This window comes from Sphingobium sp. S6, assembly GCF_905120495.1.
Lineage (GTDB): Bacteria > Pseudomonadota > Alphaproteobacteria > Sphingomonadales > Sphingomonadaceae > Sphingobium > Sphingobium agri.
The window spans coordinates 694,570-716,856 of record NZ_CAJHOG010000001.1 but is presented as its reverse complement, the minus strand read 5'-3'; the positions used below and the strand labels follow the sequence as shown (position 1 = coordinate 716,856).

The following is a 22,287-nucleotide window of genomic DNA, read 5'->3' as shown; positions in this document are numbered from 1 at the left end:
GGCAATAGCCTTGAAGGATAAGGAATGCCGTGGTTCTGCCAGTACCCCCTCAGTCCGGCAAGGCTTGTTGGACAAACAAAAAAGGCGGCCCCGAAGGACCGCCTTTCCGTACGAAAAGCTCGTAGACTGATCAGCGCGAATAGAATTCGACAACCAGATTGGGTTCCATCTTCACCGGATAGGGCACTTCGTCCAGCGTCGGAACGCGGACATAGGTGACCTTGGCAGCGCCATCGGGCGACACATAGTCAGGGATGTCGCGCTCGGGCAGGCTCTGCGCTTCCAGAACCAGCGCCATTTCCTGCGCCTTCTTGCCCAGGGTGATTTCGTCGCCCGGCTTCACCAGACGGCTCGCGATGTTGCACTTGACGCCGTTCACATAAACGTGACCGTGCGACACCAGCTGACGGGCCGACCAGATGGTGGGCGTGAACTTTGCGCGATAAACCACTGCGTCCAGGCGACGTTCCAGCAGACCGATCAGGTTCTGGCCGGTGTCACCCTTCATCCGTGCGGCTTCGGTATAGTTCTTCTTGAACTGCTTTTCCGTGATGTCGCCATAATAGCCCTTCAGCTTCTGCTTCGCCTTGAGCTGGATGCCATAATCGGACATCTTGCCCTTGCGGCGCTGACCGTGCTGGCCGGGACCATATTCGCGCTTGTTGACCGGGCTCTTCGGCCGGCCCCAGATGTTCTCGCCCATGCGGCGGTCGAGTTTATACTTCGCGCTGGAACGCTTCGACATGATAATTCCTTACAACTGCTAACAACGTTATTCCCGGTCCTCGCCTGCTTGCCATGAAGGGGCAGGGCCACTGCTTCACCGGGATGCAGGGCCAATCGCGAAGGCGCGCCTATGGAGAAGGGGCGGGATCATGTCAACCCTCGACAGGGGCGGGACGGCGGCCTAATCGGTAGCGCCATGAACCCGGAAAGCTATTCGACCATGGAGCAGGTTCGCGCGGGCGTCGACAATCTCGACCGCCAGATCGTCGCACTGCTTGCCCAACGCTTCGCCCACATGCGCGCCGCCGCCCGCATCAAACAGGATCGAGGGGCCGTCCGTGACGAAGCGCGCAAGGCCGAGGTTATCGCCAACGCCAGGGAGGAGGCAGAACAGCTGGGCCTGCCCGGCGAGATGATCGCCAATTTTTGGGATCACTTGGTCGAAGCGTCGATCGCGTACGAAATGGAAGAATTCGACCGCATCAAGGCCTAACGCGCGCGCGGGTTGGCCAGTGCCGACAGCACGCCACGCAGCGTCCGTACCTCCAGATGGTTCCAGCCCGGCTTGGTCAACAGATTGCGAAGAGTACGCTTGGTCGCAGGAGCGCGATCTGGCGGGAAGAAATAGCCCGCATTCTCCAGCAAGGTTTCGAACTGCCCGATCATGCCTTCAAGCTCTACCTGCGGAGCAGGTTCGCCCAGATCGGTCACAGTCGGCTGCTCCAGCGCGGCCTGCTTCGACCATTCATAGGCGCATAATATCACTGCCTGGGCAAGGTTCAGCGACCCGAATTCGGGATTAATGGGCACCGTCAGGATCTTGCGAGCAAGCGCAACATCCTCCGTTTCCAGGCCAGACCGCTCCGGCCCAAAGACGAAGGCGCATCGTCCGCTCGCCTGATGCACTTCGCGCGCTGCTTCTTCCGGCGTGACGACCGGCTTGGTCACGCCGCGCTTGCGCACAGTTGTTGCATAGACATGCGCGCAATCAGCCACCGCATCGGCAAGCGTCTCAAACACTTCCGCCTTGTCGAGCACGACATCCGCGCCCGCAGCCGAGGGGCCAGCATCCGGATTGGGCCAGCCATCGCGGGGGCTGACCAGACGCATGTCGGTCAGCCCGAAATTGAGCATGGCCCGCGCGGCCTTGCCGATATTCTCGCCTAGCTGCGGACGGACAAGGACTATGATCGGGCGTGTGGAGGGAGGAGCAGCATTCATTCCGGTTGCCCTAGACGGTCCTCACTCACTGCCAACCTCCTTCACCGACCCCGCAAAATCTTCGAAATCCCGCGCGTCGGTGAAATCCTTATACACGCTGGCGAAGCGGATATAGGCAACGCTGTCGAGCCGCTTGAGGCCTTCCATCACCATCTCGCCAATCGCGCGCGCGGGGACTTCGCCTTCCCCGCTGGTTTCCAGCTGCCGCTGAATACCGGAGATCAGTTTTTCCAGCCTGCTCGGATCGATTTGCCGTTTGCGGCAAGCGATATCGATCGACCGCGCCAGCTTGTCGCGATCGAACGCTTCCTTGCGGCCTTCGCTCTTCACCACCCAGATGTCGCGCAACTGGATGCGTTCGAACGTGGTGAAACGGGCTCCACAAGTTTCGCACTGTCGTCTGCGGCGAATGGCTGCGCCATCTTCGGTGGGGCGGCTGTCCTTTACCTGACTGTCGTCATGAGCACAGAAGGGGCAACGCATTCAGCAATAAGCTCCGTTCGTTTCCGGATGAGTCGAGACACGAGATGGCACAGCCGCTGCGCCTCGACCACCCCTGATAGCGACGGAAGCTATCAGCCTTCGTAGATCGGGAAGCGTGCGCAGAGCGCCGAGACGCGATCCCGCACATTGGCTTCCACCGCCGCGTCGCCATGCTCGCCATGGTCGCGCAGCCCTTCCAGAACATCGGCGATCATGTCGCCGATCGCCTCGAACTCGGCAACGCCAAAGCCGCGCGTCGTGCCCGCTGGCGAACCCACGCGAATGCCGCTGGTCTTGGTCGGCGGCAGGGGGTCGCCCGGCACGCCATTCTTGTTGCAGGTGATGAAGCTGCGCTCCAGCGCCTCATCGGCATCCTTGCCCGAAATGCCATAGGGGCGCAGGTCAATGAGCGCGAGGTGCGTGTCGGTGCCGCCCGAAATGACGGCGAGCCCGCGCTGTTCCAGCTTGGCAGCGAGCGCCTTCGCATTTGTGACGATCGCCTGCGCATAGGTCTTGAACTCGGGGCGCAGCGCTTCGCCGAAAGCGACCGCCTTCGCCGCGATGACATGCATCAGCGGCCCACCCTGCAGGCCTGGGAAAACCGCCGAGTTGATCTTCTTCGCAATGGCTTCGTCATTGGTCAGGATCATGCCGCCGCGCGGACCACGCAGGGTCTTGTGCGTGGTGGTGGTTACGACGTCGGCGAAACCGAAGGGCGTCGGGTGCGCGCCACCGGCGACGAGGCCCGCAAAGTGCGCCATGTCGACCATCAGCAGCGCGCCGACCTTGTCAGCAATCGCACGAAAGCGCGCGAAGTCCAGGTGACGCGGATAGGCCGATCCGCCTGCGATGATCAGTGTCGGCTTGGCCTCGATCGCCTGCGCTTCGAGCGCGTCATAATCGATGAGGTGCGTGTCTTCGCGCACGCCGTACTGCACGGCGTTATACCATTTGCCCGACAGCGCGGGCTTCGCTCCATGGGTCAGGTGACCGCCGGCGTCGAGCGACAGGCCCATGATCGTGTCACCCGGCTTGGTCAGCGCCAGCATCACCGCGCCGTTCGCCTGCGCGCCCGAATGGGGTTGCACATTGACGAAGCCGCAGTTGAAGATCTGCTTTGCACGATCGATTGCCAGCTGCTCGACTTCGTCGGACGGCGCGCAGCCTTGATAATAGCGCTTGCCCGGATAGCCTTCGGCGTACTTGTTGGTGAAGACCGAACCCTGCGCTTCCAGCACCGCCTTCGAAACGATGTTTTCCGAAGCGATCAGCTCGATCTGGTTCTGCTCGCGCTTCAGTTCGCTGGTGACGCCAGCAAAAACCGCTGGATCGGCATCGGCCAGGCTGCGCGTGAAATAGCCTTCCGCACGGATGTCGGACAGGTCGGGCTGGGCGAGGGGGGCGGTGCTCATAGGGCTGGCTCCTTAAAGCGCGGGCTGGGAGAGTTTTTCGACACGGCCACTATGGCGGCCACCGCCGAATTCGGTGGAAAGAAAGGCCGTGACGCAGGCTTTGGCCATATCGACGCCGGTCAGGCGAGCGCCCAATGCAAGGACGTTCGCGTCATTATGTTCACGCGACAAGGCAGCGGACAGCGGTTCGGACACCAGCGCGCAGCGGCAGGCAGGATTACGATTCACCGCGATCGAAATGCCGATGCCGGAGCCACACAGCGCAATACCCCGCTCTGCCGCGCCGGATGCAACAGCATTGGCGAGCTTGTAGCCGAAGTCGGGATAGTCGACCCGGTCGGCCGTCGCGGGGCCCAGGTCGTCAACCTCATGACCCTCAGCGCGCAGCCAATCGGCAAGTTCCGCCTTCAGATCAACGGCGGCATGATCGGAAGCGAGAGCGATTTTCACGGTCAACTGGTCCTGTCACGCAAAGGGTGATTCGTTTCCCGCGCCTCTTAGGGGCAGAGCCGCCCAATTGCCACAGTCCAGCTGGCCGCTTATGGCCTGCTTCATGGCAGCGACGATATTATCCATACTCATGCTCGCGGGATTGCTCCTCACGGGCGGCGGCATCTACGCCGTGGTGAAGAAGGGCGACCGCAAGCGCGGAATTCTGATGATCATAGCCGGGCTGGTGATGTTCGCCAATGTCGCCATCTCTGCAATTCCGGGGCCTGACGTGCCAATGCTGAAACGTCAGGCCAACTGATCAGGCGCGGAGCGCCATTGCGGCGAGAAGGTCCGTTTGGGTCACCATCCCGCGCAGCTCGCCGTCATGGCCGACAACAATGGCTTCATGCGTCAATCCGCTCGTCAGCGGACGGAGCAATTGCGATATGGGCGTCTGCTCTGACACCAGCAATGGATCGGATGCTATGTCGCCAGCGGTTTGTCCTGCGCGCGCCAGATCAAGCAGACCAAGCACGCCTTGAACGCGCGCCTCGTCGTCCAGCACGGGCATGGACAGTAGCCGCCGCTCCTGGAGCAGTGCGGCCGCTTCGGCGATGGGCTGCCCAGCACGAACCGAAACAATGTCCCGCGACATGATCTCGCCGCAAGTCAGCGAGGCATGGCTGCGTTCAGCTGCCCGGACCTCCGCATCGTGCAGAACGACCTGCAAGTCAGCTGCATCGACGTCGAGCACATCGCCATAGGCTTGCAATGCTTCCTCGACATCCTGCTCGGAAGGCGGCGTTCTCAGCAAAGGCGCCGGGTCACTGGTTCCATGTGCGCTCGGAGCCTTGGGCGGAACATGGGGGTAGCTGTGACCCGCGACACGGTGGAAGAGGATTGCGATCGCCACGAGCAAGGCGGTGTTCAGCCCCACCGGCACGACAGCAAACATATAGCTTGGGGCGCCATTCACCGCGCCCAATACGGCCGAGAGCGCCACGGCGCCGCCCGGGGGATGGAGGCAGCGGAGCAGGGACATGCCACCAATGGCGCAACCGACTGCGAGAGCGGCGGCGACGGTTGGGTCGGGGATCAACTTTGCCACCGTAATGCCAACCAGCGCGGATATGACGTTGCCGCCAAACACTGACCATGGCTGGGCAAGAGGGCTGGCCGGAACTGCAAACAGCAACACCGCCGATGCGCCCATGGGCGCCACTAGCAAGGGATGGGCGATGCCGTTGCCCAGCATCAAGCCGCACAACAAGCCTGTAATCGCGATCCCCCCGATCGCTCCGCTCGCAGCCTTCAACCGGTCGAAGAACCCGGGGCCTGCGGGCGCAGGGATGAAGGCGCTGTAATAGCGGCTCCAGATCAGACGAACGTCGTTGTTCTTCGCTTCACTCATCGCCCGCCGCCGCTAGTCGCGGCCGGGATGCAGGCCAAGACATATTTTCTTGATGCCACATCGATCGATGTCGACCGTCTCCAGAATCAGCAAAGGGCCGCGTTACAACCGCGGCCCTTCACAAACATCATAGCTGGCTCAGCGGATCGGCGAGTCGGGCGCCAGCCGCATGTCGAGATAATTGTCAACGGACTTCATCAGCTGATCCAGCTCATGCTCGAAAAAGTGGTTTGCGCCACGGATTTCGTCATGATGGATGGTGATGCCCTTTTGCGTGCGCAGCTTGTCGACCAGCTTTTGCACGGCGCTTGCCGTCACCACCTCATCCGCCGTTCCCTGCACGATGATGCCCGAAGCGGGGCAGGGAGCAAGGAACGAGAAGTCATACATGTTCGCGGGCGGAGCGACTGAGATGAAGCCCCGGATTTCCGGACGGCGCATCAACAGCTGCATGCCGATCCATGCGCCGAAGGAGAAGCCGGCGATCCAGGTCGTCTGCGCTTCGGGGTGGAAGCTCTGTACCCAATCAAGCGCTGCGGCGGCGTCGCTCAGTTCACCGATCCCATTGTCAAACGTCCCCTGGCTTCGGCCGACGCCACGGAAATTGAAGCGGAGCACCGCGAATCCGCGCTTCACGAACGTCTTGTAAAGAGCTTGCGTAATGCGGTCGTTCATCGTGCCGCCACCCTGCGGATGCGGATGCAGGATCATCGCGACCGGTGCGCGCGGGCGCGGCGGGGGGCTGAAACGGCCTTCGAGACGGCCTTCGGGTCCGGGGAAAATAACGTCGGGCATGGCACCTGTTATGGTTCTGGCCGCCACCCGAATGAAGGAGGCCGGCGGTTGGATGCGGGCGCGCGACAGCCAATGCTGGCGTTGCGCGGCAGACCGCCTATATAGAAGTCGTCGCCATTTCCGCAATCAATGAGTATCATCGCCTCGTGGCCCTCGCTCGCCTTTATCTGGACCACGCAGCGACGACGCCCATGTTGCCGCAGGCGAAAGCCGCCATGGCCGAGGCGATGGAGCGATGGGCCAATCCGTCCAGCCCCCATGCCGAAGGACGCGCAGCCCGCGCGGCGCTTGAGGGGGCCAGGTCGCGTATCGCTGCCGCTCTGGACTGGAATGGCCACATTTTGTTCACTTCCGGAGCGAGCGAGGCGATCGCCATAGGCCTGAAGAGGTCGAAGGCGTCCCACATCATCACGTCGCCGGTAGAACATGATTCGGTTCTACGCACCACATCTGGCGCGGAACGGCTGAAAGTTGAGCCAGACGGCTTGATTGCTTTGGCTTCGGCATCTCATGGAAAGGACACGATCCTTGCCATCCAGCACGTCAACAACGAAACAGGCGTCGTCCAGCCGCTCGATGAATTAAACCGCGATGGAGCAATCCTGTTCGCCGACTGCGCGCAAAGTGCGGGCAAGCTTCCGCTCCCCAACGCCGACATGATGGCCATCAGTGCGCATAAATTCGGTGGGCCTCCGGGCATAGGCGCGCTGCTAGTGCGTGACTTGGCGCTCCTTCAACCCAGCGGAGGGCAGGAGCAGGGCTACCGGGCGGGTACGGAGAACGTTCCCGCTGTCCTCGCCATGACGGCGGCTTTGGAGCATCAGCCGAACTGGCTTCCTGCTGCTGCCTCACTCCGGCAGCGACTGGACCATGCGATCGAAGAAGCAGGCGGCGAAATCGTCGCGCGAGCCGCTCGGCGCAGTCCGGCGATCGCCAGTTACCGCATGCCCGGCGTGTCCGCTCGCGCTCAACTCATCCAGTTCGACCTCGCCGGAATCTCCGTCTCGGCGGGCAGCGCTTGCTCTTCCGGATCGCTTAAAACCAGCCACGTCCTCGATGCCATGGGCTGGGATGAGGGCGCGGCCGGTGAAGTCATAAGGGTTAGCTTCGGCCCGGCCACAAGCGACTCCGATATCGATCGCTTCCTGGAGCAGTGGCTGAAGACCGCGAGCAGGCGGGCGTGACCATCTATCTCGACTATCAGGCGACTACGCCTCTGGCACCCGAGGTCTTCGATGCCATGGTGCCGCTTCTGCGGGACCAGTTCGCCAATCCGCACAGCGCTCATCGTCTAGGCAGGGCTGCGGCGGCGCAAGTGGAACTCGCCCGCGAGCAGATCGTCAGCCTGTTGCCCGAAGGTGGAAGACTGATCTTCACGTCGGGTGCTACAGAAGCGCTCAACATCGCGATCTCCGGCATATCGTCTGGGGAGATCGTGACCTTGGCCACGGAACATGCTGCGGTTCTCGACACGGTTGCTGCCCTCGGGGCGAAGGGCCGCTCTATCAAGCTGCTACCGGTTGGCAGCGACGGCCTTGTAGACCTGGATGCCGCGCGGGCCGCCATCAGGCCCGGCGTGTCCCTGGTAGCCGCCATGCTGGTGAACAATGAAATCGGCGTGGTGCAGCCCGTCGAACAGCTGGCCGATCTTGCCCATCGCGCGGGCGCGCTTTTCCTGTGCGATGCCGTGCAAGGCTATGGCCGCGTTCCCATCCCCGGCAATTGCGACATGGTCGCCATCAGCGCGCACAAGATCCACGGGCCCAAGGGCGTGGGAGCGCTCTGGTTGCGGGAAGGCATCAGGCTGGACCCCATAATATATGGCGGTGGGCAAGAAGCGGGCTTGCGCTCCGGTACGCTGTCGCCTGCCCTATGCGCCGGGTTTGGCGTCGCTGCCGGGCTGATGCGCGAAAGAGCCGCGCAAGACCGAGTTCATATCGACGCGCTTTGGGATAAAGCGCGCGTGCTGTTCGACGACTGGACCCTGAACGGCAGCGCTGAAGCCCGCTATCACGGCAACCTCAACATCCGCCGCGATGGCATCGATGGCGCGCGCCTGTTGTCGGACTGCCGCAATGTCGCATTTTCATTGGGAAGTGCTTGCGCGAGCGGCTCCGGACGGCCAAGCCATGTCTTGCGCGCCATCGGATTGTCGGACCGGGAGGCGCGCGGATCGGTGCGGATCGGTTTTGGCCGATACACGACGCTGGCCGAGCTGGAGAGTGCCGCAAAGATGATGAACGAGGCGGTAGCCGTACAAGCGGCGCCGTAGACAAGGGAAGCCGCAATCATGGTCAGGGTCACATTCGTCAGCGCGGACGGTGAAGATCGGCGGGAGGTTGATGCCGCCGCCGGTTCGGTTTTGCTGGAAGTGGCCCAGGCGGCAGGCCAGCCGCTGGAAGGAACCTGCGAAGGGCAGATGGCCTGCTCAACCTGCCATGTGATCGTGGAGGCGGCAGACTTTCCCAAGCTGACCCCTGCAAGCGAAGCGGAAGAAGATATGCTGGATCTCGCAGCCGCCGCCACGCGGACCAGCCGTCTGTCTTGCCAGATCATATTGGAGGACAAGCTCGATGGGCTGACTGTCCGCATTCCAGGCGAATCCTACAATATGCAGGGCATGTAACGGATGCGCGGCTGCGTCAGTGCCGCCATATTGGCGGTCATCTCGCTCTCCGGATCAGCCAGCGCGCAACAGGATGGCGCTCGCCAGTCGCTGCTCCCTGCCGCTCCGCGCTACACGGTCAGCGAATCGGTCGTGAAGTCCGTGCGCAACCCGCGAGAGATCGAAAAGGAGACCGGGGGGCGTCTCGGTGTAGCGCTGGTCGATAGCAAGGGCGCCCTGCTCCTCGGCTTCAACCGGGATGAACGCTTCGCCATGTGTTCGACGTTCAAGGCGCCACTGGCAGCGGCCGTGTTGATGGGCGCCGATGCTGGACGGTTTGGGCTGGAGGGACAAGTCGCCTTCACCGACGCGGACATCCTGGATCACGCGCCAGTCGTGAAAGCCAACCGCAAGCGCGGTCGCCTCTCCATGGCGGAGCTGGCCAAAGCCGCGGTGGAAGTCAGCGACAACAGCGCGGCGAATCTGCTGCTGCCGATGATCGGCGGGCCGGAAGGCCTCACCGCCTTCGTCCACGCACATGGAGACACGGTCACGCGTCTGGATCGTACAGAGCCCTTGCTCAACGAGAATATGGAGGGTGACGTTCGCGACACTACAAGTCCAGCCGCTATGGCTGGTTTGATCGCGCGTCTGATCTTCCGGGACATGAAGCCCGAAAGCGCGGAGCGTCTTCGAACCTGGCTGAACGGCAGCACGACTGGCGACAAGCGGATCAAGGCCGGTCTGCCCAAGGGCTGGACTTCGGGCAGCAAGACGGGAAGTTGCGGCACAGCCTATAATGACGTGGCGTTGGTGAAGACCCCATCCGGTGAGGAATATCTGCTCGCCATCTATCTCGATCGTCCGAAGGTGGACGGCAAGGCGGCAGATGCGGCCATTGCGGAAACGGCCCGCGCCGCACTGGAATTCGTATCAAAGGCACAGCGGACCGGGTTGGAATAACCCAGCCCTTGCCATCGCGATGGGCTTTCGCCATATGCCGCGCCGGGAGTCGGGCGGACGTGGTCGTCGCCAACCTGGTCAGGTCCTGACGGAAGCAGCCACAACGATTTCGCCGCGGGTCGTTCCGGCTCCCACCTTTATTCGGCTTCCGGCTTCGACAGCCGCTCCTCAAGCCGCTAGATTGTTACCATGTCCGATTCACCTCAGCCCTATCGCGTGCTCGCGCGCAAATACCGGCCGCGCAGCTTTCGCGAACTGATCGGGCAGGATGCCATGGTTCAGACGCTGGGTAATGCGATCCGGCGAGGCAGGCTGGCGCATGCCTTCCTCATGACCGGGGTACGAGGCGTCGGTAAGACATCGACCGCCCGCCTCATTGCCAAGGCGCTGAATTGCGTCGGCGCCGATGGGCAGGGCGGCCCGACTATCGACCCTTGCGGCGTCTGCGAACCCTGTCTGGCGATTGCGGAAGGCCGTCACATCGACGTGGTCGAAATGGACGCGGCAAGCCATACCGGCGTCGACGATGTGCGCGAGATCATCGAGGCGGTGCGCTATGCCGCCGTGTCAGCCCGCTACAAGATCTACATCATCGACGAAGTCCACATGCTCTCGAAGAACGCGTTCAACGCGCTCCTCAAGACACTGGAAGAGCCGCCCGCCCACGTGAAATTCCTGTTCGCCACGACAGAGGTGAACAAGGTTCCGATCACCGTCCTTTCCCGCTGCCAGCGCTTCGATCTCCGCCGCATCCCGGCCGAACTGCTCGCCGCCCACTTCGCGCATGTGGTTGAGGCGGAGCAGGTTGCCGCCGAAGAAGATGCCCTGGCGCTCATAGCCCAGGCAGCCGAAGGCTCCGCTCGTGACGGCCTGTCGATTCTCGACCAGGCGATCGCCCATGCCGAGATGGGGGAGGGTGCCCCGCTCGTCACCGCCGCTCAGGTGCGCGAGATGCTCGGCCTGTCGGATCGCGGCGCTGTTCGTCGCCTGCTCGGGCTTCTGCTGGAGGGAGATACCGGCGCGCTTCTCTCCGCCGTGCGTGAGCAATATGCTTTGGGGGTCGAGCCTCTTGCTCTTCTTCGCGGCCTCCTTGAACTGGTGCACGCCGTCACATTGATGAAGGCCGGCCGTGACCTCGCGACACCCGGACAATCAGCGGAGGAACGTGAGGCGCTTGCTGATTGGGCGTCGCAAATCGGCTTCGCGCCGCTCCATCGTCTGTGGCAGTTGCTGCTCAAGGGTCATGATGAAGTCTCGAGCGCCGCATTCCCGATTGAATCCTGCGAAATGGCTTTGCTCCGCGTCATGCACGCCGCGACCATGCCTGATCCGGGGGAGATCGCCCGGCTCCTGCGTGACGGCGGGGTTCCGTCGGTCCAGGGAGCGGCAGCGACCCCATCAACCACGTCCGCCGCATCACTGCCCACCGACGTAAAGGCTGTCGTGGACCTTCTTTGGGAACAAAAAAAGGGGCGGCTCGCTGACTTCCTTCATGATTGTGTGCGCATCGTCCGCTTCGATCCGCCAGAGATGGAATTGCAGCTGACGCAGGATTGGACTGACGGAGATTTCTGCCGGACTCTCGCCATCGAGTTGCAGAAGGCGACAGGCTCGCCATGGCAGATCAGGCGAAGCGAAGGCAGTGCTGCTCCCTCCTTATTGGAGGAGCAGCAGCAGACGGAGGTGCGGGAACGCGCCGAGATATTCGATACCCCAGTGGTGAAAGCCGTGCTTGCAGCTTTCCCCGATGCCGATCTCGATCGGACCGAACCATGGAGCGCAGAGCGATGAAAGATCTAAACGAAATATTGGGCATGGCCAGCCGCGTGCAAGAAGAGTTGCAGCGTGCCCAGGAGAATCTGGACAAGATCGAGGTCGAGGGTTCTGCCGGGGGCGGCCTGGTAAAGGTTCGCGCGTCGGCCAAAGGCCGGATCCTGGGCGTGTCGATCGAAGACAGTCTGCTTGCACCCAGCGAAAAGCAAATGCTGGAAGATTTGGTCACCGCGGCCTTCAATGATGCCCGCAAAAAGGCTGATGAGGCCAGCTCAAGCGAAATGTCCAAGATGACGAGCGGCCTGCCTTTGCCTCCCGGATTCAAGCTGCCCTTCTGAGCCAAGGGCAGGAAGCAGACCGTTCCTGCTATACGTTAAAAGAACGGCCCCAATTGAATGAGGCCCTGACTGCCCCCATAAAGCGGTGAACCGCATGGCAGAGCCAAGCATGGAGCGGCCCTCCGGAGATTGAATGACTACGCAATATCCTCTTCTTCCGCTGCGCGACATTGTGGTGTTTCCGCAGATGATCGTTCCCCTCTTCGTTGGCCGCGACAAGAGCGTCGCCGCTCTTGAATCCGCGATGGAGGGCGACAAGGAAATCTTTCTCGTTTCCCAGCTCGACCCGGCTGAAGACGATCCCAATCGGGACGCGCTTTATGATACGGGCGTGATCGCTGTCGTGCTCCAGCTCCTGAAACTGCCTGACGGCACCGTTCGGGTACTGGTTGAAGGGAAAAGCCGCGCGCAATTGCAATCAATCAGCACCACGGACAGCCATCTTGTGGCAGAAGTCGATCCGATCGATGAGATTGCGGCTGAAGGGCCAGAGGCTTCCGCGCTGATGCGCTCTGTCGCGGAGCAGTTCGAAAATTACGCGAAGCTCAACAAGAAGCTGCCCGCCGAAACGCCGGTGCAGCTGCGCGAGATTGAGGATGCAGGCCGGCTCGCCGACGCGGTCGCAGCCAACATCAATGTTAAGGTGTCCGACAAGCAGTCTCTGCTGGTCGAAGCTGATCCGGTCAAGCGCCTCGAGATGGTCTTCGCCTTCATGGAGGGCGAGCTTGGCGTACTGCAGGTCGAAAAGAAGATCCGGGGCCGCGTAAAGCGGCAAATGGAAAAGACCCAGCGCGAATATTATTTGAACGAGCAGCTGAAGGCGATCCAGCGGGAGCTAGGTAATGGCGAAGGCGAGGAGGGCGACGAGCTCGCCGAACTCGCGGACAAGATCGCCAAGACGAAGCTGAGCAAGGAAGCCCGGGCAAAGGCTACCGCCGAGTTCAAGAAGCTGAAGGGCATGCAGCCCATGTCGGCGGAAGCGACCGTCGTGCGCAATTATCTTGACGTCCTGCTCGGCTTGCCTTGGGGCAAGAAGGGCAAGGTTAAGACTGACCTCAAGCGCGCGCAGGGGATCCTGGATGAGGATCATTTCGCGCTGGAGAAGGTCAAGGACCGGATCATCGAATATCTCGCCGTTCAGGCGCGTACCAACAAGCTTAAGGGGCCGATCCTCTGCCTCGTCGGCCCTCCGGGCGTCGGCAAGACTTCGCTTGGCCGCTCGATCGCGAAGGCGACGGGGCGGGAATTCGTGCGCCAATCATTGGGCGGCGTCCGTGACGAAGCCGAGATTCGCGGCCACCGCCGTACCTATATCGGGTCGCTGCCCGGCAAGATCGTGACTAACCTCAAGAAGGCCGGGACGATGAACCCGCTATTCCTTCTTGATGAGATCGACAAGCTGGGTCAGGATTTCCGCGGCGATCCGGCCTCGGCGCTGCTGGAGGTGCTTGATCCCGAACAGAACAGCAAGTTCCAGGATCATTATCTGGAGATCGACGTCGATCTGTCGGACGTAATGTTCGTGACAACTGCCAACTCACTGAACCTGCCGCAGCCGCTGCTGGACCGGATGGAGATCATCCGGCTCGAAGGATATACCGAGGATGAGAAGGTCGAGATCGCGCAACGCCACCTGCTGCAAAAGCAGATCGACGCGCATGGCCTCAAGGAAGGTGAGCTGGAAGTCACCGAAGCGGCCATCCGCGACCTGATCCGCCATTATACGCGCGAAGCGGGCGTCCGCACGCTCGAACGTGAGGTGGCAAGGCTGGCCCGTAAGGCGCTCCGCAAGATACTGGAAGGCGTCTATGACAAGGTCACGATCACGCCTGAAAATCTTGCCGAATATGCTGGCGTCCGGAAGTTCCGCCATGGCGTGGGTGAAGAAGAGAACCAGATCGGCGCCGTGACTGGCTTGGCCTGGACCGAAGTCGGCGGCGAGCTTCTGACCATCGAAGCGGTCACTGTGCCGGGCAAGGGCGCGATCCGCACGACGGGTAAGCTTGGCGAGGTGATGAACGAATCCGTTCAGGCGGCCTTCTCTTATGTGAAGGCGCGCTCGCCCGGCTACGGCATCAAGCCCAGCATCTTCACGCGCAAAGATATCCATATCCACTTGCCCGAAGGCGCGGTGCCGAAGGACGGACCGTCGGCGGGCATAGGCATGGTGACCAGCATCGTTTCGACGCTGACCGGCATCCCAGTCCACAAGGATGTGGCGATGACGGGCGAAGTCACGCTGCGTGGCCGGGTGCTCCCGATCGGCGGCCTCAAGGAAAAGCTGCTGGCGGCCCTACGTGGTGGCATAAAGACCGTGCTGATCCCGGCGGAGAATGAGAAGGATCTGGCAGAGATCCCCGCTAATATCCGGGAAGGGCTGGAGATCGTACCCGTATCCCATGTCGACGAGGTGCTTGCCCGCGCACTGGTGTCCGTGCCCGAAGCGATCGCCTGGACGGAAGAGGACGACCTCGCCGCTCAGCCGAGTCCGGCCGCCGGGCGGGATGGTGACGCAACGCTTCGTCACTGATTGCAAGTGCGACACTGATTAACCGCTACGTTCAGTGAGATTTCAGCCCATGGCTGAAAATCTCATTGGAGGTGGCGGCTTCGTCGCTTTCCCTTTGACAGCCGTTCAAAGCTGCGCCTTATTGCGCCGCCTATGCCGCGATTCCTTAGGTATTCACACAGTTAGAAGGGGGTTCCAAAGGTATGAACAAGCAGGATTTGATCAGTGCTGTTGCTGAAAGCAGCGGCCTCAGCAAGAGCGACGCGACCAAGGCTGTTGAAAGCGTGTTCGATTCTATCTCCTCCGCGCTCAAGAAGGGCGATGAAGTTCGCCTCGTCGGCTTCGGCACATTTTCCGTTTCCCAGCGCAAGGCATCGACGGGCCGTAATCCGCGCACTGGCGAAACCATGACGATCAAGGCGTCTGCTCAGCCTAAGTTCAAGGCTGGCAAGGGCCTTAAAGACTCGGTCAACTAAGATCGGAACTGGCGTCGTCATCGGCGCCCACTTGCATAATAGGACCGTTTGGCATCGCGGCCAGATGGTTGGGAGAGTAGCTGCAGCAGGGGGAAAACGCTCCGTTGCGCTGATGTACTGAACAGAGGGAAGAGGGGCGCGGACCGTCGGTTTCGCGCCCCGTTTCTTTTTCAGTCTCATAGTCGCATTTGTCAGCTTGACGGCCATCCAATGGCCGCATATGTGCCGCATCTCTCCTGGGCCAAACGGCCCTGTGGCGATCGTAGCTCAGTTGGTTAGAGCGCTGGTTTGTGGTACCAGAGGTCGCGGGTTCGGATCCCGTCGATCGCCCCATCTTCTCCCTTTTTCTCATTGCATAGGCTTCGCATCGGCCTTCGACCGTCTTATAGCCGGGCTATGGACGAACCACGCGACAAGGGGCTGACCCTCAATCCGAAATATGACCGCGACGGGCTGATCACAGCGGTCGTCACTGACGCTGCCACCGGCGAGGTGTTGATGCTCGCCCATATGAATGATCAGGCGCTGGCACTGACGATAGAGACGGGTTTGGCCCATTTCTGGTCACGCAGCCGCCAGTCCTTGTGGAAAAAGGGCGAAACTTCCGGCAACATGCTGGAGGTGCGCGACATTCGGATCGACTGCGATCAGGACGCGGTGTGGGTGAAGGCAGTTCCGGCGGGTCCCACCTGTCATACTGGTGCGCGTTCCTGCTTTTTCCGGCGCGTTGGCGCGGAAGGACTGTCGGCTGTCGACACGGTGGAATAGCCTCGCCCTCCTGCCACTGCTCGCTGCCTGCCAAGGTAGTGGCGAGCGTTCAGGCACCGTTTCGGGCAACATGGCTTCCGCATCGGGGCTGGAGCGCGCAGCGATCGAAAGCGGCGTCATCGCAGATAACTCCAGATCGTCTCCCGTCGGCCTTTTCCGCAGGCGCCATGAGGCGGGCAGCGACAGTCTCTGCATCATCCCCGCTCAAGCCGGTGAGTTCCGCTTCGGCGTAGAAGCGGTATTCGGAGAAGATCAGAGCTGCCGAGGGCAGGGAAGTGCAAGACGCGCCGGGGACAAGCTGATCTTCAGTTTGGACCGTGGCAGTCGCTGTATCATCGTGGCCCAATATGATGGCGATCAGATCGCTTTCCCCGGGGTCCTCGACATGAAATGCACCGCCTTGTGCGAAGGCCGTGGATCGTTGGAGGGCGTCAGCTTTCCTCGATCAGCCAGCGAAGCCGGTGCTGCCCTACGCGCGGAAGATCGTAACGGGAACGCGCTCTGTCGACAGGGTTAGGCGCGTTCAGCCCGCTTTGCCGACATGGCCGGTATCCAGCATTTTGCCCTGCGTGATGATTACCAGATCGCCCAGCTTGACTGCCGCGAACAGCTTGCGGGCAAAGGCTGTCGGCACGCCGATGCAGCCATGGGTGGCATTGCCCCATTGGACATCGCTGCCATGGATCGCGACGCCGTCATTCGTCAGCCGCAGCATGTAGGGCATGGGCGCGTCGTAGAGATTGGATACATGGTCTGCGTCCTTCTGCGTGATCGGGAACGCTCCAAGCGGGCTTGGCTTGTCGTCCGCACCATAGATGATCACCGCCGCGCCGATCTCATGACCGTCCCGGAAAGCGGACAAGGTCTGCGCCTTCAGGTCCACTGTGATGATGACTGGACCCGCTGCCGGGGCACGGCTCTCATCCCAGACATAGTCGCCGTGGCGAAACGGTGTCTCTATCGGCAACACGCTCTTGACCACCAGAGCATGGGGATCGACCGGCAACGGTTGCGAGCGGCTACGCTCTACCAGCGCCGGGCTAGCGACCCTCTTCTGGGCGGGAGCATCCTGCCGCGGCGATTGCAGATCGCGCCCGCGATCCACATAGCTTCCCACCAGCAACCCAACAGCGCCGAGCGCGCCGCCGATCAACAGCTTCGGCCCAGCCAGCTTCGCAACGTTCCTGAACAATCCTGCCATGTTCGCCTTGTTGGACGAAAAAGGTTAAGCTCAGCCTTCCCGATCTACCTCCGCCGCTGCAATCGCAGTGAGGTTCAGGATGCCGCGCGCGGTTACGCCAGGTGTCAGTACATGAATCGGCTGCGCCAGCCCCATCAACATCGGCCCGACCGTAGGCGAACTGGAGGAAGCTGACAGCGCCGTCAGCGTGATGTTCGCCGAATCTAGGTTGGGCATGATCAGCAGATTGGCCGGGCCTTCGAACCGCGCATCGGGAACCAGCCGCTCTCGCAAAGACTGACTGAGCGCGGCATCGGCATGCATTTCGCCATCCACCAGCAGGTCGGGTGCCTGCGAGCGCACCAGTTGTAGCGCCGTCCGCATCTTCCGCGCGCTGGGACTGTGCGACGCTCCGAAGTTGGAGTGCGAGAGCAGGGCGACGCGGGGCGTCAGGCCAAAATGCCGAAGCTCGGTCGCCCCGGCGATGGCCATTTCGGCAACCTGTTCAGGCGTAGGATCGGGCACCATATGGGTGTCGGAAATGAACAACGCGCCGGCGTCCAGGATCAGTCCTGACAGGGCGTAGACCCGGCTATGTCCCGCCCGGCGATCGATGATCCGCAGCACATGCTCGACCTGGCCCCAATATTCGCTGTTACCGCCGACCAGCGCCGCATCCACACGCCCGGTGCGAAGCAACATCGCGGCTGTGACGGTGGGTCGCCGATAGACATGGCGCAGCAGCTCGGCCGTCGGGACACCCTTGCGCGCAGCGATGGCACGATATGCCTCGACCAACTCTGCCAGCAGTTCGTGGTCGGTTTCGGGGTCCACAACCTCCACATCGCGGTCAAGTTCGAAGCGCAAACCAAGGCCTGGCAGCTTCTGCTCCAATATTCGCCGCCGGGCGATGATGACCGGACGGACGATCCCCTCATCCAGCCCGTCCTGGATCGCGCGCAGCACGCGTTCATCCTCGCCCTCGCCATAGGCGATACGGCGGCAGGTTCCTCGCGCGGCTTCGAACACCGGCAACATCAGCTGCGCCGAACGCGTGTTCTGCTGCGCCAATGACCGGCGATAGGCTTCGATGTCGAGCGAACGTTTCGCGACTCCGCTCTCCATCGCAGCCTTGGCGACCGCAGGCGCGATCTCGGCAATCAGTCTGGGGTCAAAGGGCGTCGGGATGATATAGTCCGGCCCGAAAACCAGCCGCCGCCCGCCATAGGCCTGCGCAACACTGTCATGCGCCGGAAGGCGGGCCAGCGCTGCGATCGCTTCGGCGGCGGCAGCCTTCATGGCCTCGTTTATCTCGGTCGCGCGCGCGTCGAGCGCGCCCCGGAACATATAGGGGAAGCAAAGGACGTTATTGACCTGATTGGGATAATCCGAGCGGCCCGTGGCAACGATTGCGTCGGGCCGCGCCTCGCGCGCGACCTCAGGCCTGATCTCGGGCTCCGGATTCGCCAATGCGAAGATCAGCGGATTGGGAGCGAGCAGGGGAAGCCATTCAGGCTTCAGCACGCCGGGCGCGGACAGGCCCAGGAATATGTTCGCGCCCGGTAGCACCTCGGGCAAAGTCCGCGCATTCGTGGTCCGCGCATAGCGTGCCATGTTGGGCAGCATGCCCTCGCGTCCCGCATGGATGACCCCGTCCTTGTCGGTCAGCGTCACATGCTCGACTGGCAGGCCCATCGAAACCAACAAATCGACACAAGCCAGCGCCGCTGCGCCCGCACCGGACGTCACCAATCGCGCTTCTGCCAAAGACTTGCCCTGCAGCACCAGCGCGTTGCGCACGGCGGCGGCCACGACGATCGCCGTGCCATGCTGGTCGTCATGGAAGACGGGAATATTCATCCGCTTCTTCAGTTCCGCCTCGATGGCGAAACATTCCGGCGCCTTGATATCCTCCAGATTGATGCCGCCGAAGGTCGGCTCCAGCAGCGCGACCGCCTCGATGAACTTCTCCGGATCGGTCGTGTCCACTTCTATGTCGAACACGTCGATGTCGGCGAATTTCTTGAAAAGGACCGCCTTTCCCTCCATCACCGGCTTGGACGCAAGGGCACCGATCGAACCTAGCCCCAATACGGCGGTGCCATTGGAGATTACCGCGACCAGATTGCCACGCGCGGTATAGTCCATCGCCTTGTCGGCATCTTCGGCGATCTCAAGGCAGGGAGCCGCTACGCCCGGTGAATAGGCCAGCGCCAAGTCGCGCTGATTGACCATGCGCTTGGTAGGTTCAATCCTCAGCTTTCCAGGCTGAGGAAGCCGATGATAATCCAAAGCTGCGCGGCGGGTATTGTCATCCATGACGCGGCCTTATTCTTGATTGAGGATAGGGGCAATGCCGCTGGGCCGCTAAACGGCGGATTCGCGTGTCTTGTCGGATAAGAGACCCCGCTTGACCGCTGCGATGAAAAGCCCCGCTTGTGCGCCGGGGCGCTTCCCACTAAATCGCGCGCATGACATCGACCAACGACATTCGCCGCTCCTTCCTCGACTATTTCGGGGCGAACGGCCACACCATCGTTCCTTCAGCGCCTCTGGTGCCGCACAACGACCCCACACTGATGTTCGTCAATGCGGGGATGGTGCCGTTCAAGAATGTCTTCACGGGCCTGGAAACCCGGCCTTATACGACCGCGACCAGCAGCCAGAAATCGGTTCGTGCAGGGGGCAAGCACAACGATCTGGACAATGTCGGCTACACGGCGCGGCATCACACCTTCTTCGAAATGCTGGGGAATTTCAGCTTCGGCGACTATTTCAAGGAACAGGCGATCACCCATGCCTGGACCCTGCTGACGAAGGAGTGGGGGCTTCCGGCGGAAAAGCTCACCGCCACCGTCTATCACACCGACGATGAAGCCTTTGACCTCTGGAAGAAGATTGCGGGCCTGCCGGAAGACCGCATCATCCGCATTCCGACCAAGGATAACTTCTGGGCCATGGGTGACAGCGGACCTTGCGGCCCCTGCTCGGAAATTTTCTACGACCATGGCGAGCATATCTGGGGCGGTCCTCCCGGATCACCGGAAGAAGATGGCGACCGTTTCGTCGAAGTCTGGAACCTCGTCTTCATGCAATATGAGCAGGAAGCAAACGAGATCGTCGGCGAACTGCCCAAGCCCAGCATCGACACCGGCATGGGGCTGGAGCGTATCGCGGCTGTTTTGCAGGGCGTCCACGACAATTATGATACGGACACCTTCAAGGCGTTGATCGAAGAATCGGGCGCGCTGACCAAGACCGCGATCGATGGCGAGTTCAAGGCCAGCCATCGCGTCATTGCGGACCATCTCCGCTCGACCAGCTTCCTGGTCGCAGACGGCGTGCTGCCAGCCAATGAGGGCCGAGGCTATGTCCTGCGTCGCATCATGCGCCGCGCCATGCGCCATGCGCACATCATCGGCGCCAAAGAGCCGTTGATGCATCGCCTTGTGGGCAGCCTCGTGTCCGAAATGGGTGGCGCTTATCAGGAACTGGTTCGCGCGCAGCCCTTGATCGAGGAAACGCTGCTGCGTGAGGAAACCCGCTTCCGCCAGACCCTGGAAAAGGGCCTGAAGCTGCTGGACGAAGCGACCCTGGACCTGTCCGAAGGCGGCACGCTGCCGGGCGAAACTGCGTTCAAGCTCTATGACACCTATGGCTTCCCCTATGACCTGACCGAAGACGCGCTGCGTTCGCGCGGCCTGACCGTCGATCGCGAAGGTTTTGACGCCGCCATGGCCGAACAAAAGGCCGCGGCTCGCGCTGCCTGGAAGGGCTCGGGCGAAAAAGCCTCCGACGAAATCTGGTTCGATATCGCCGAAAAAGCGGGGAATACCGAGTTCATCGGCTACAGCTCCACCGAGGGTGAGGGCGAGGTGCTGGCGATCGTGAAGGACGGTGTGAACTTCGACAGCGCAACCGCTGGCGAGACGGTCACGATCGTCACCAACCAGACGCCTTTTTATGGTGAAAGCGGCGGTCAAATGGGCGACGCGGGCACGATCACGTCCTTGTCGGGCCTGGTTGCCGATGTCGAAGATACTGCCAAGCCATTGGGGCGCCTGCATGCTCACCGGGCCAAGATCGGCCAAGGCAGCATCAAGGTAGGCGATACCGTTCACCTCTCGGTCGACGTGAACCGCCGCGATCGTATCCGCGCTAATCATAGCGCCACCCATTTGCTCCACGCCGCGCTGCGTAACACGCTGGGCGCGCACGTGACGCAGAAGGGCAGCCTGGTTGCGCCCGATCGCCTGCGCTTCGACTATTCGCATCCGGAAGCGCTGACGCACAGCCAGATCGCCGCGATCGAAAGCCTGGTGAACGAGCAGGTGCGTCACAATGAAGCGGTGACCACACGCCTGATGACGCCCGATGACGCCATATCGGCGGGAGCGATGGCTCTGTTTGGCGAAAAATATGGAGACGAAGTCCGCGTCCTTTCGATGGGGAAGGGTGATGCGAACAGCTATTCGGTCGAGCTCTGCGGCGGCACGCACGTCAATGCGACCGGTGACATCGCGATCTTCAAGATCATTTCGGAAAGCGCTGTTTCCTCTGGCGTCCGCCGTATCGAAGCCCTGACTGGTGAGGCCGCGCGCTTGTGGCTCACCGACCGCGAAGATCGCCTGCGCCAATCGGCCGCCGCGCTCAAGACCACCCCCGAAGAGGTTCCGGCGCGCATAGCGGCGCTCGTGGAACAGAGCCGCAAGCTGGAACGCGAACTGGCGGAAGCGAAGAAGGCGCTTGCTCTGGGCGGCGGTAGCGGCGCGCAGGCGGCAGGGCCGGAAAAGGTCGGCGGCGTGAATTTCATCGGTCAGGTGATTGAGGGGCTCGATCCCAAGGAACTCCGCGGCATAGTCGATCAGAACAAGGCGACACTCGGCAGCGGCGTCTCCGCAGTTCTTGCTGTGATGGATGGCCGCGCCAGCATCGCTGTAGGAGTCACGGACGATCTGGTCGGCTCCATCAACGCCGTCGACCTCGTTCGCGCAGGCGTTGAAGCACTTGGCGGGAAAGGCGGCGGCGGCCGCCCGGACATGGCGCAGGGTGGCGGCCCCGACGGTGACAAGGCTGTTGCGGCAGTCGAGGCAGTAAAGGCGGCTCTGACTAACTGCCAAGCGTAACGCACGGACCTTCGGAAGCTCAAACAACGGCGAAGCTCTGGCTCAGCTTTCGCCACCTTGTTTCTGTCC

22 protein-coding genes, 1 tRNA gene and 1 other RNA gene are annotated in these 22,287 nt (G+C 61.9%); 15 read left to right on the top strand and 9 right to left on the bottom strand.

Annotation, left to right across the window (positions count from 1 at the left end; translation table 11 throughout):
* Positions 1–130: 130 nt before the first annotated feature.
* Complete coding sequence (gene rpsD / locus SPHS8_RS03605) at positions 131–745, bottom strand: 30S ribosomal protein S4 (RefSeq protein WP_097091626.1); 615 nt, start codon at positions 743–745, stop codon at positions 131–133.
* A 177-nt stretch (positions 746–922) separates the two neighbouring features.
* On the opposite strand from rpsD, the gene SPHS8_RS03600 reads away from it, so the two are divergent.
* Positions 923–1,219 (top strand): chorismate mutase, encoded by a 297-nt coding sequence (locus SPHS8_RS03600; RefSeq protein WP_201514857.1) that lies wholly within the window; start codon positions 923–925, stop codon positions 1,217–1,219.
* Here SPHS8_RS03600 and SPHS8_RS03595 read toward each other — a convergent pair.
* The 4 genes from SPHS8_RS03595 to rpiB form a co-directional block, all read right to left on the bottom strand.
* The gene (locus SPHS8_RS03595) at positions 1,216–1,947 is read right to left on the bottom strand and encodes an RNA methyltransferase (RefSeq protein ID WP_201514072.1); all 732 of its coding nucleotides are present in this window, start codon (positions 1,945–1,947) and stop codon (positions 1,216–1,218) included. The genes SPHS8_RS03600 and SPHS8_RS03595 overlap by 4 nt on opposite strands.
* 21 nt (positions 1,948–1,968) lie before the next feature.
* Entirely contained in the window at positions 1,969–2,430 is a 462-nt protein-coding gene (gene nrdR, locus SPHS8_RS03590) for a transcriptional regulator NrdR (RefSeq protein WP_097091624.1), read from the bottom strand.
* 92 nt (positions 2,431–2,522) lie between these two features.
* Positions 2,523–3,842, bottom strand: coding sequence for a serine hydroxymethyltransferase (gene glyA / locus SPHS8_RS03585; RefSeq protein ID WP_097091623.1), 1,320 nt, complete (start codon positions 3,840–3,842; stop codon positions 2,523–2,525).
* Positions 3,843–3,854: 12 nt separating this feature from the next.
* Positions 3,855–4,292, bottom strand: a complete 438-nt coding sequence (gene rpiB, locus SPHS8_RS03580) for a ribose 5-phosphate isomerase B (RefSeq protein ID WP_201514071.1) — start codon at positions 4,290–4,292, stop codon at positions 3,855–3,857.
* A gap of 103 nt (positions 4,293–4,395) precedes the next feature.
* On the opposite strand from rpiB, the gene SPHS8_RS03575 reads away from it, so the two are divergent.
* Positions 4,396–4,593: a hypothetical protein gene (locus SPHS8_RS03575; RefSeq protein ID WP_201514070.1), complete on the top strand. Its 198-nt coding sequence runs from the start codon at positions 4,396–4,398 to the stop codon at positions 4,591–4,593.
* Here SPHS8_RS03575 and SPHS8_RS03570 read toward each other — a convergent pair whose 3' ends face one another.
* Complete coding sequence (locus tag SPHS8_RS03570) at positions 4,594–5,685, bottom strand: HPP family protein (RefSeq protein ID WP_201514069.1); 1,092 nt, start codon at positions 5,683–5,685, stop codon at positions 4,594–4,596.
* A 138-nt stretch (positions 5,686–5,823) separates the two neighbouring features.
* Positions 5,824–6,480, bottom strand: a complete 657-nt coding sequence (locus tag SPHS8_RS03565; protein WP_037463024.1) for an alpha/beta hydrolase — start codon at positions 6,478–6,480, stop codon at positions 5,824–5,826.
* A 146-nt stretch (positions 6,481–6,626) separates the two neighbouring features.
* On the opposite strand from SPHS8_RS03565, the gene SPHS8_RS03560 reads away from it, so the two are divergent.
* From SPHS8_RS03560 to SPHS8_RS20325, 12 genes are all read left to right on the top strand, one after another.
* On the top strand, positions 6,627–7,664 hold the full coding sequence (locus tag SPHS8_RS03560) for a cysteine desulfurase family protein (RefSeq protein WP_201514068.1): 1,038 nt from the start codon (positions 6,627–6,629) through the stop codon (positions 7,662–7,664).
* The gene (locus tag SPHS8_RS03555; protein ID WP_201514856.1) at positions 7,661–8,752 is read left to right on the top strand and encodes a cysteine desulfurase family protein; all 1,092 of its coding nucleotides are present in this window, start codon (positions 7,661–7,663) and stop codon (positions 8,750–8,752) included. Before SPHS8_RS03560 ends, SPHS8_RS03555 begins: the two co-directional genes overlap by 4 nt.
* Before the next feature lie 18 nt (positions 8,753–8,770).
* Positions 8,771–9,106 (top strand): 2Fe-2S iron-sulfur cluster-binding protein, encoded by a 336-nt coding sequence (locus tag SPHS8_RS03550; protein WP_097091619.1) that lies wholly within the window; start codon positions 8,771–8,773, stop codon positions 9,104–9,106.
* A 3-nt stretch (positions 9,107–9,109) separates the two neighbouring features.
* A complete protein-coding gene (blaSGM, locus tag SPHS8_RS03545) occupies positions 9,110–10,048 on the top strand; it encodes an SGM family class A beta-lactamase (protein ID WP_201514067.1) in 939 nt (312 codons plus the stop codon).
* Positions 10,049–10,089: 41 nt separating this feature from the next.
* An RNA gene (gene ffs, locus SPHS8_RS03540) (signal recognition particle sRNA small type) lies at positions 10,090–10,187 on the top strand.
* Between the two features lie 50 nt (positions 10,188–10,237).
* On the top strand, positions 10,238–11,839 hold the full coding sequence (locus SPHS8_RS03535) for a DNA polymerase III subunit gamma/tau (protein ID WP_201514066.1): 1,602 nt from the start codon (positions 10,238–10,240) through the stop codon (positions 11,837–11,839).
* Positions 11,836–12,159: a YbaB/EbfC family nucleoid-associated protein gene (locus SPHS8_RS03530; protein WP_201514855.1), complete on the top strand. Its 324-nt coding sequence runs from the start codon at positions 11,836–11,838 to the stop codon at positions 12,157–12,159. The genes SPHS8_RS03535 and SPHS8_RS03530 overlap by 4 nt, the downstream gene beginning before the upstream one ends.
* A gap of 133 nt (positions 12,160–12,292) precedes the next feature.
* Entirely contained in the window at positions 12,293–14,689 is a 2,397-nt protein-coding gene (lon, locus tag SPHS8_RS03525; RefSeq protein WP_201514064.1) for an endopeptidase La, read from the top strand.
* Between the two features lie 182 nt (positions 14,690–14,871).
* On the top strand, positions 14,872–15,144 hold the full coding sequence (locus SPHS8_RS03520; protein ID WP_201514063.1) for an HU family DNA-binding protein: 273 nt from the start codon (positions 14,872–14,874) through the stop codon (positions 15,142–15,144).
* Positions 15,145–15,400: 256 nt separating this feature from the next.
* A tRNA-His gene (locus tag SPHS8_RS03515) sits at positions 15,401–15,477 on the top strand.
* Between the two features lie 63 nt (positions 15,478–15,540).
* On the top strand, positions 15,541–15,912 hold the full coding sequence (gene hisI / locus SPHS8_RS03510; protein ID WP_201514062.1) for a phosphoribosyl-AMP cyclohydrolase: 372 nt from the start codon (positions 15,541–15,543) through the stop codon (positions 15,910–15,912).
* A 70-nt stretch (positions 15,913–15,982) separates the two neighbouring features.
* A complete protein-coding gene (locus SPHS8_RS20325) occupies positions 15,983–16,429 on the top strand; it encodes a hypothetical protein (RefSeq protein WP_236574945.1) in 447 nt (148 codons plus the stop codon).
* Between the two features lie 6 nt (positions 16,430–16,435).
* Here SPHS8_RS20325 and SPHS8_RS03505 read toward each other — a convergent pair whose 3' ends face one another.
* On the bottom strand, positions 16,436–17,113 hold the full coding sequence (locus tag SPHS8_RS03505) for a L,D-transpeptidase family protein (RefSeq protein ID WP_201514061.1): 678 nt from the start codon (positions 17,111–17,113) through the stop codon (positions 16,436–16,438).
* A 30-nt stretch (positions 17,114–17,143) separates the two neighbouring features.
* Entirely contained in the window at positions 17,144–19,411 is a 2,268-nt protein-coding gene (locus tag SPHS8_RS03500; protein ID WP_201514060.1) for an NADP-dependent malic enzyme, read from the bottom strand.
* Between the two features lie 152 nt (positions 19,412–19,563).
* Here SPHS8_RS03500 and alaS point away from each other — a divergent pair, with 152 nt between their 5' ends.
* The gene (gene alaS, locus SPHS8_RS03495; protein WP_201514059.1) at positions 19,564–22,218 is read left to right on the top strand and encodes an alanine--tRNA ligase; all 2,655 of its coding nucleotides are present in this window, start codon (positions 19,564–19,566) and stop codon (positions 22,216–22,218) included.
* The last annotated feature ends 69 nt before the right edge of the window (positions 22,219–22,287 follow it).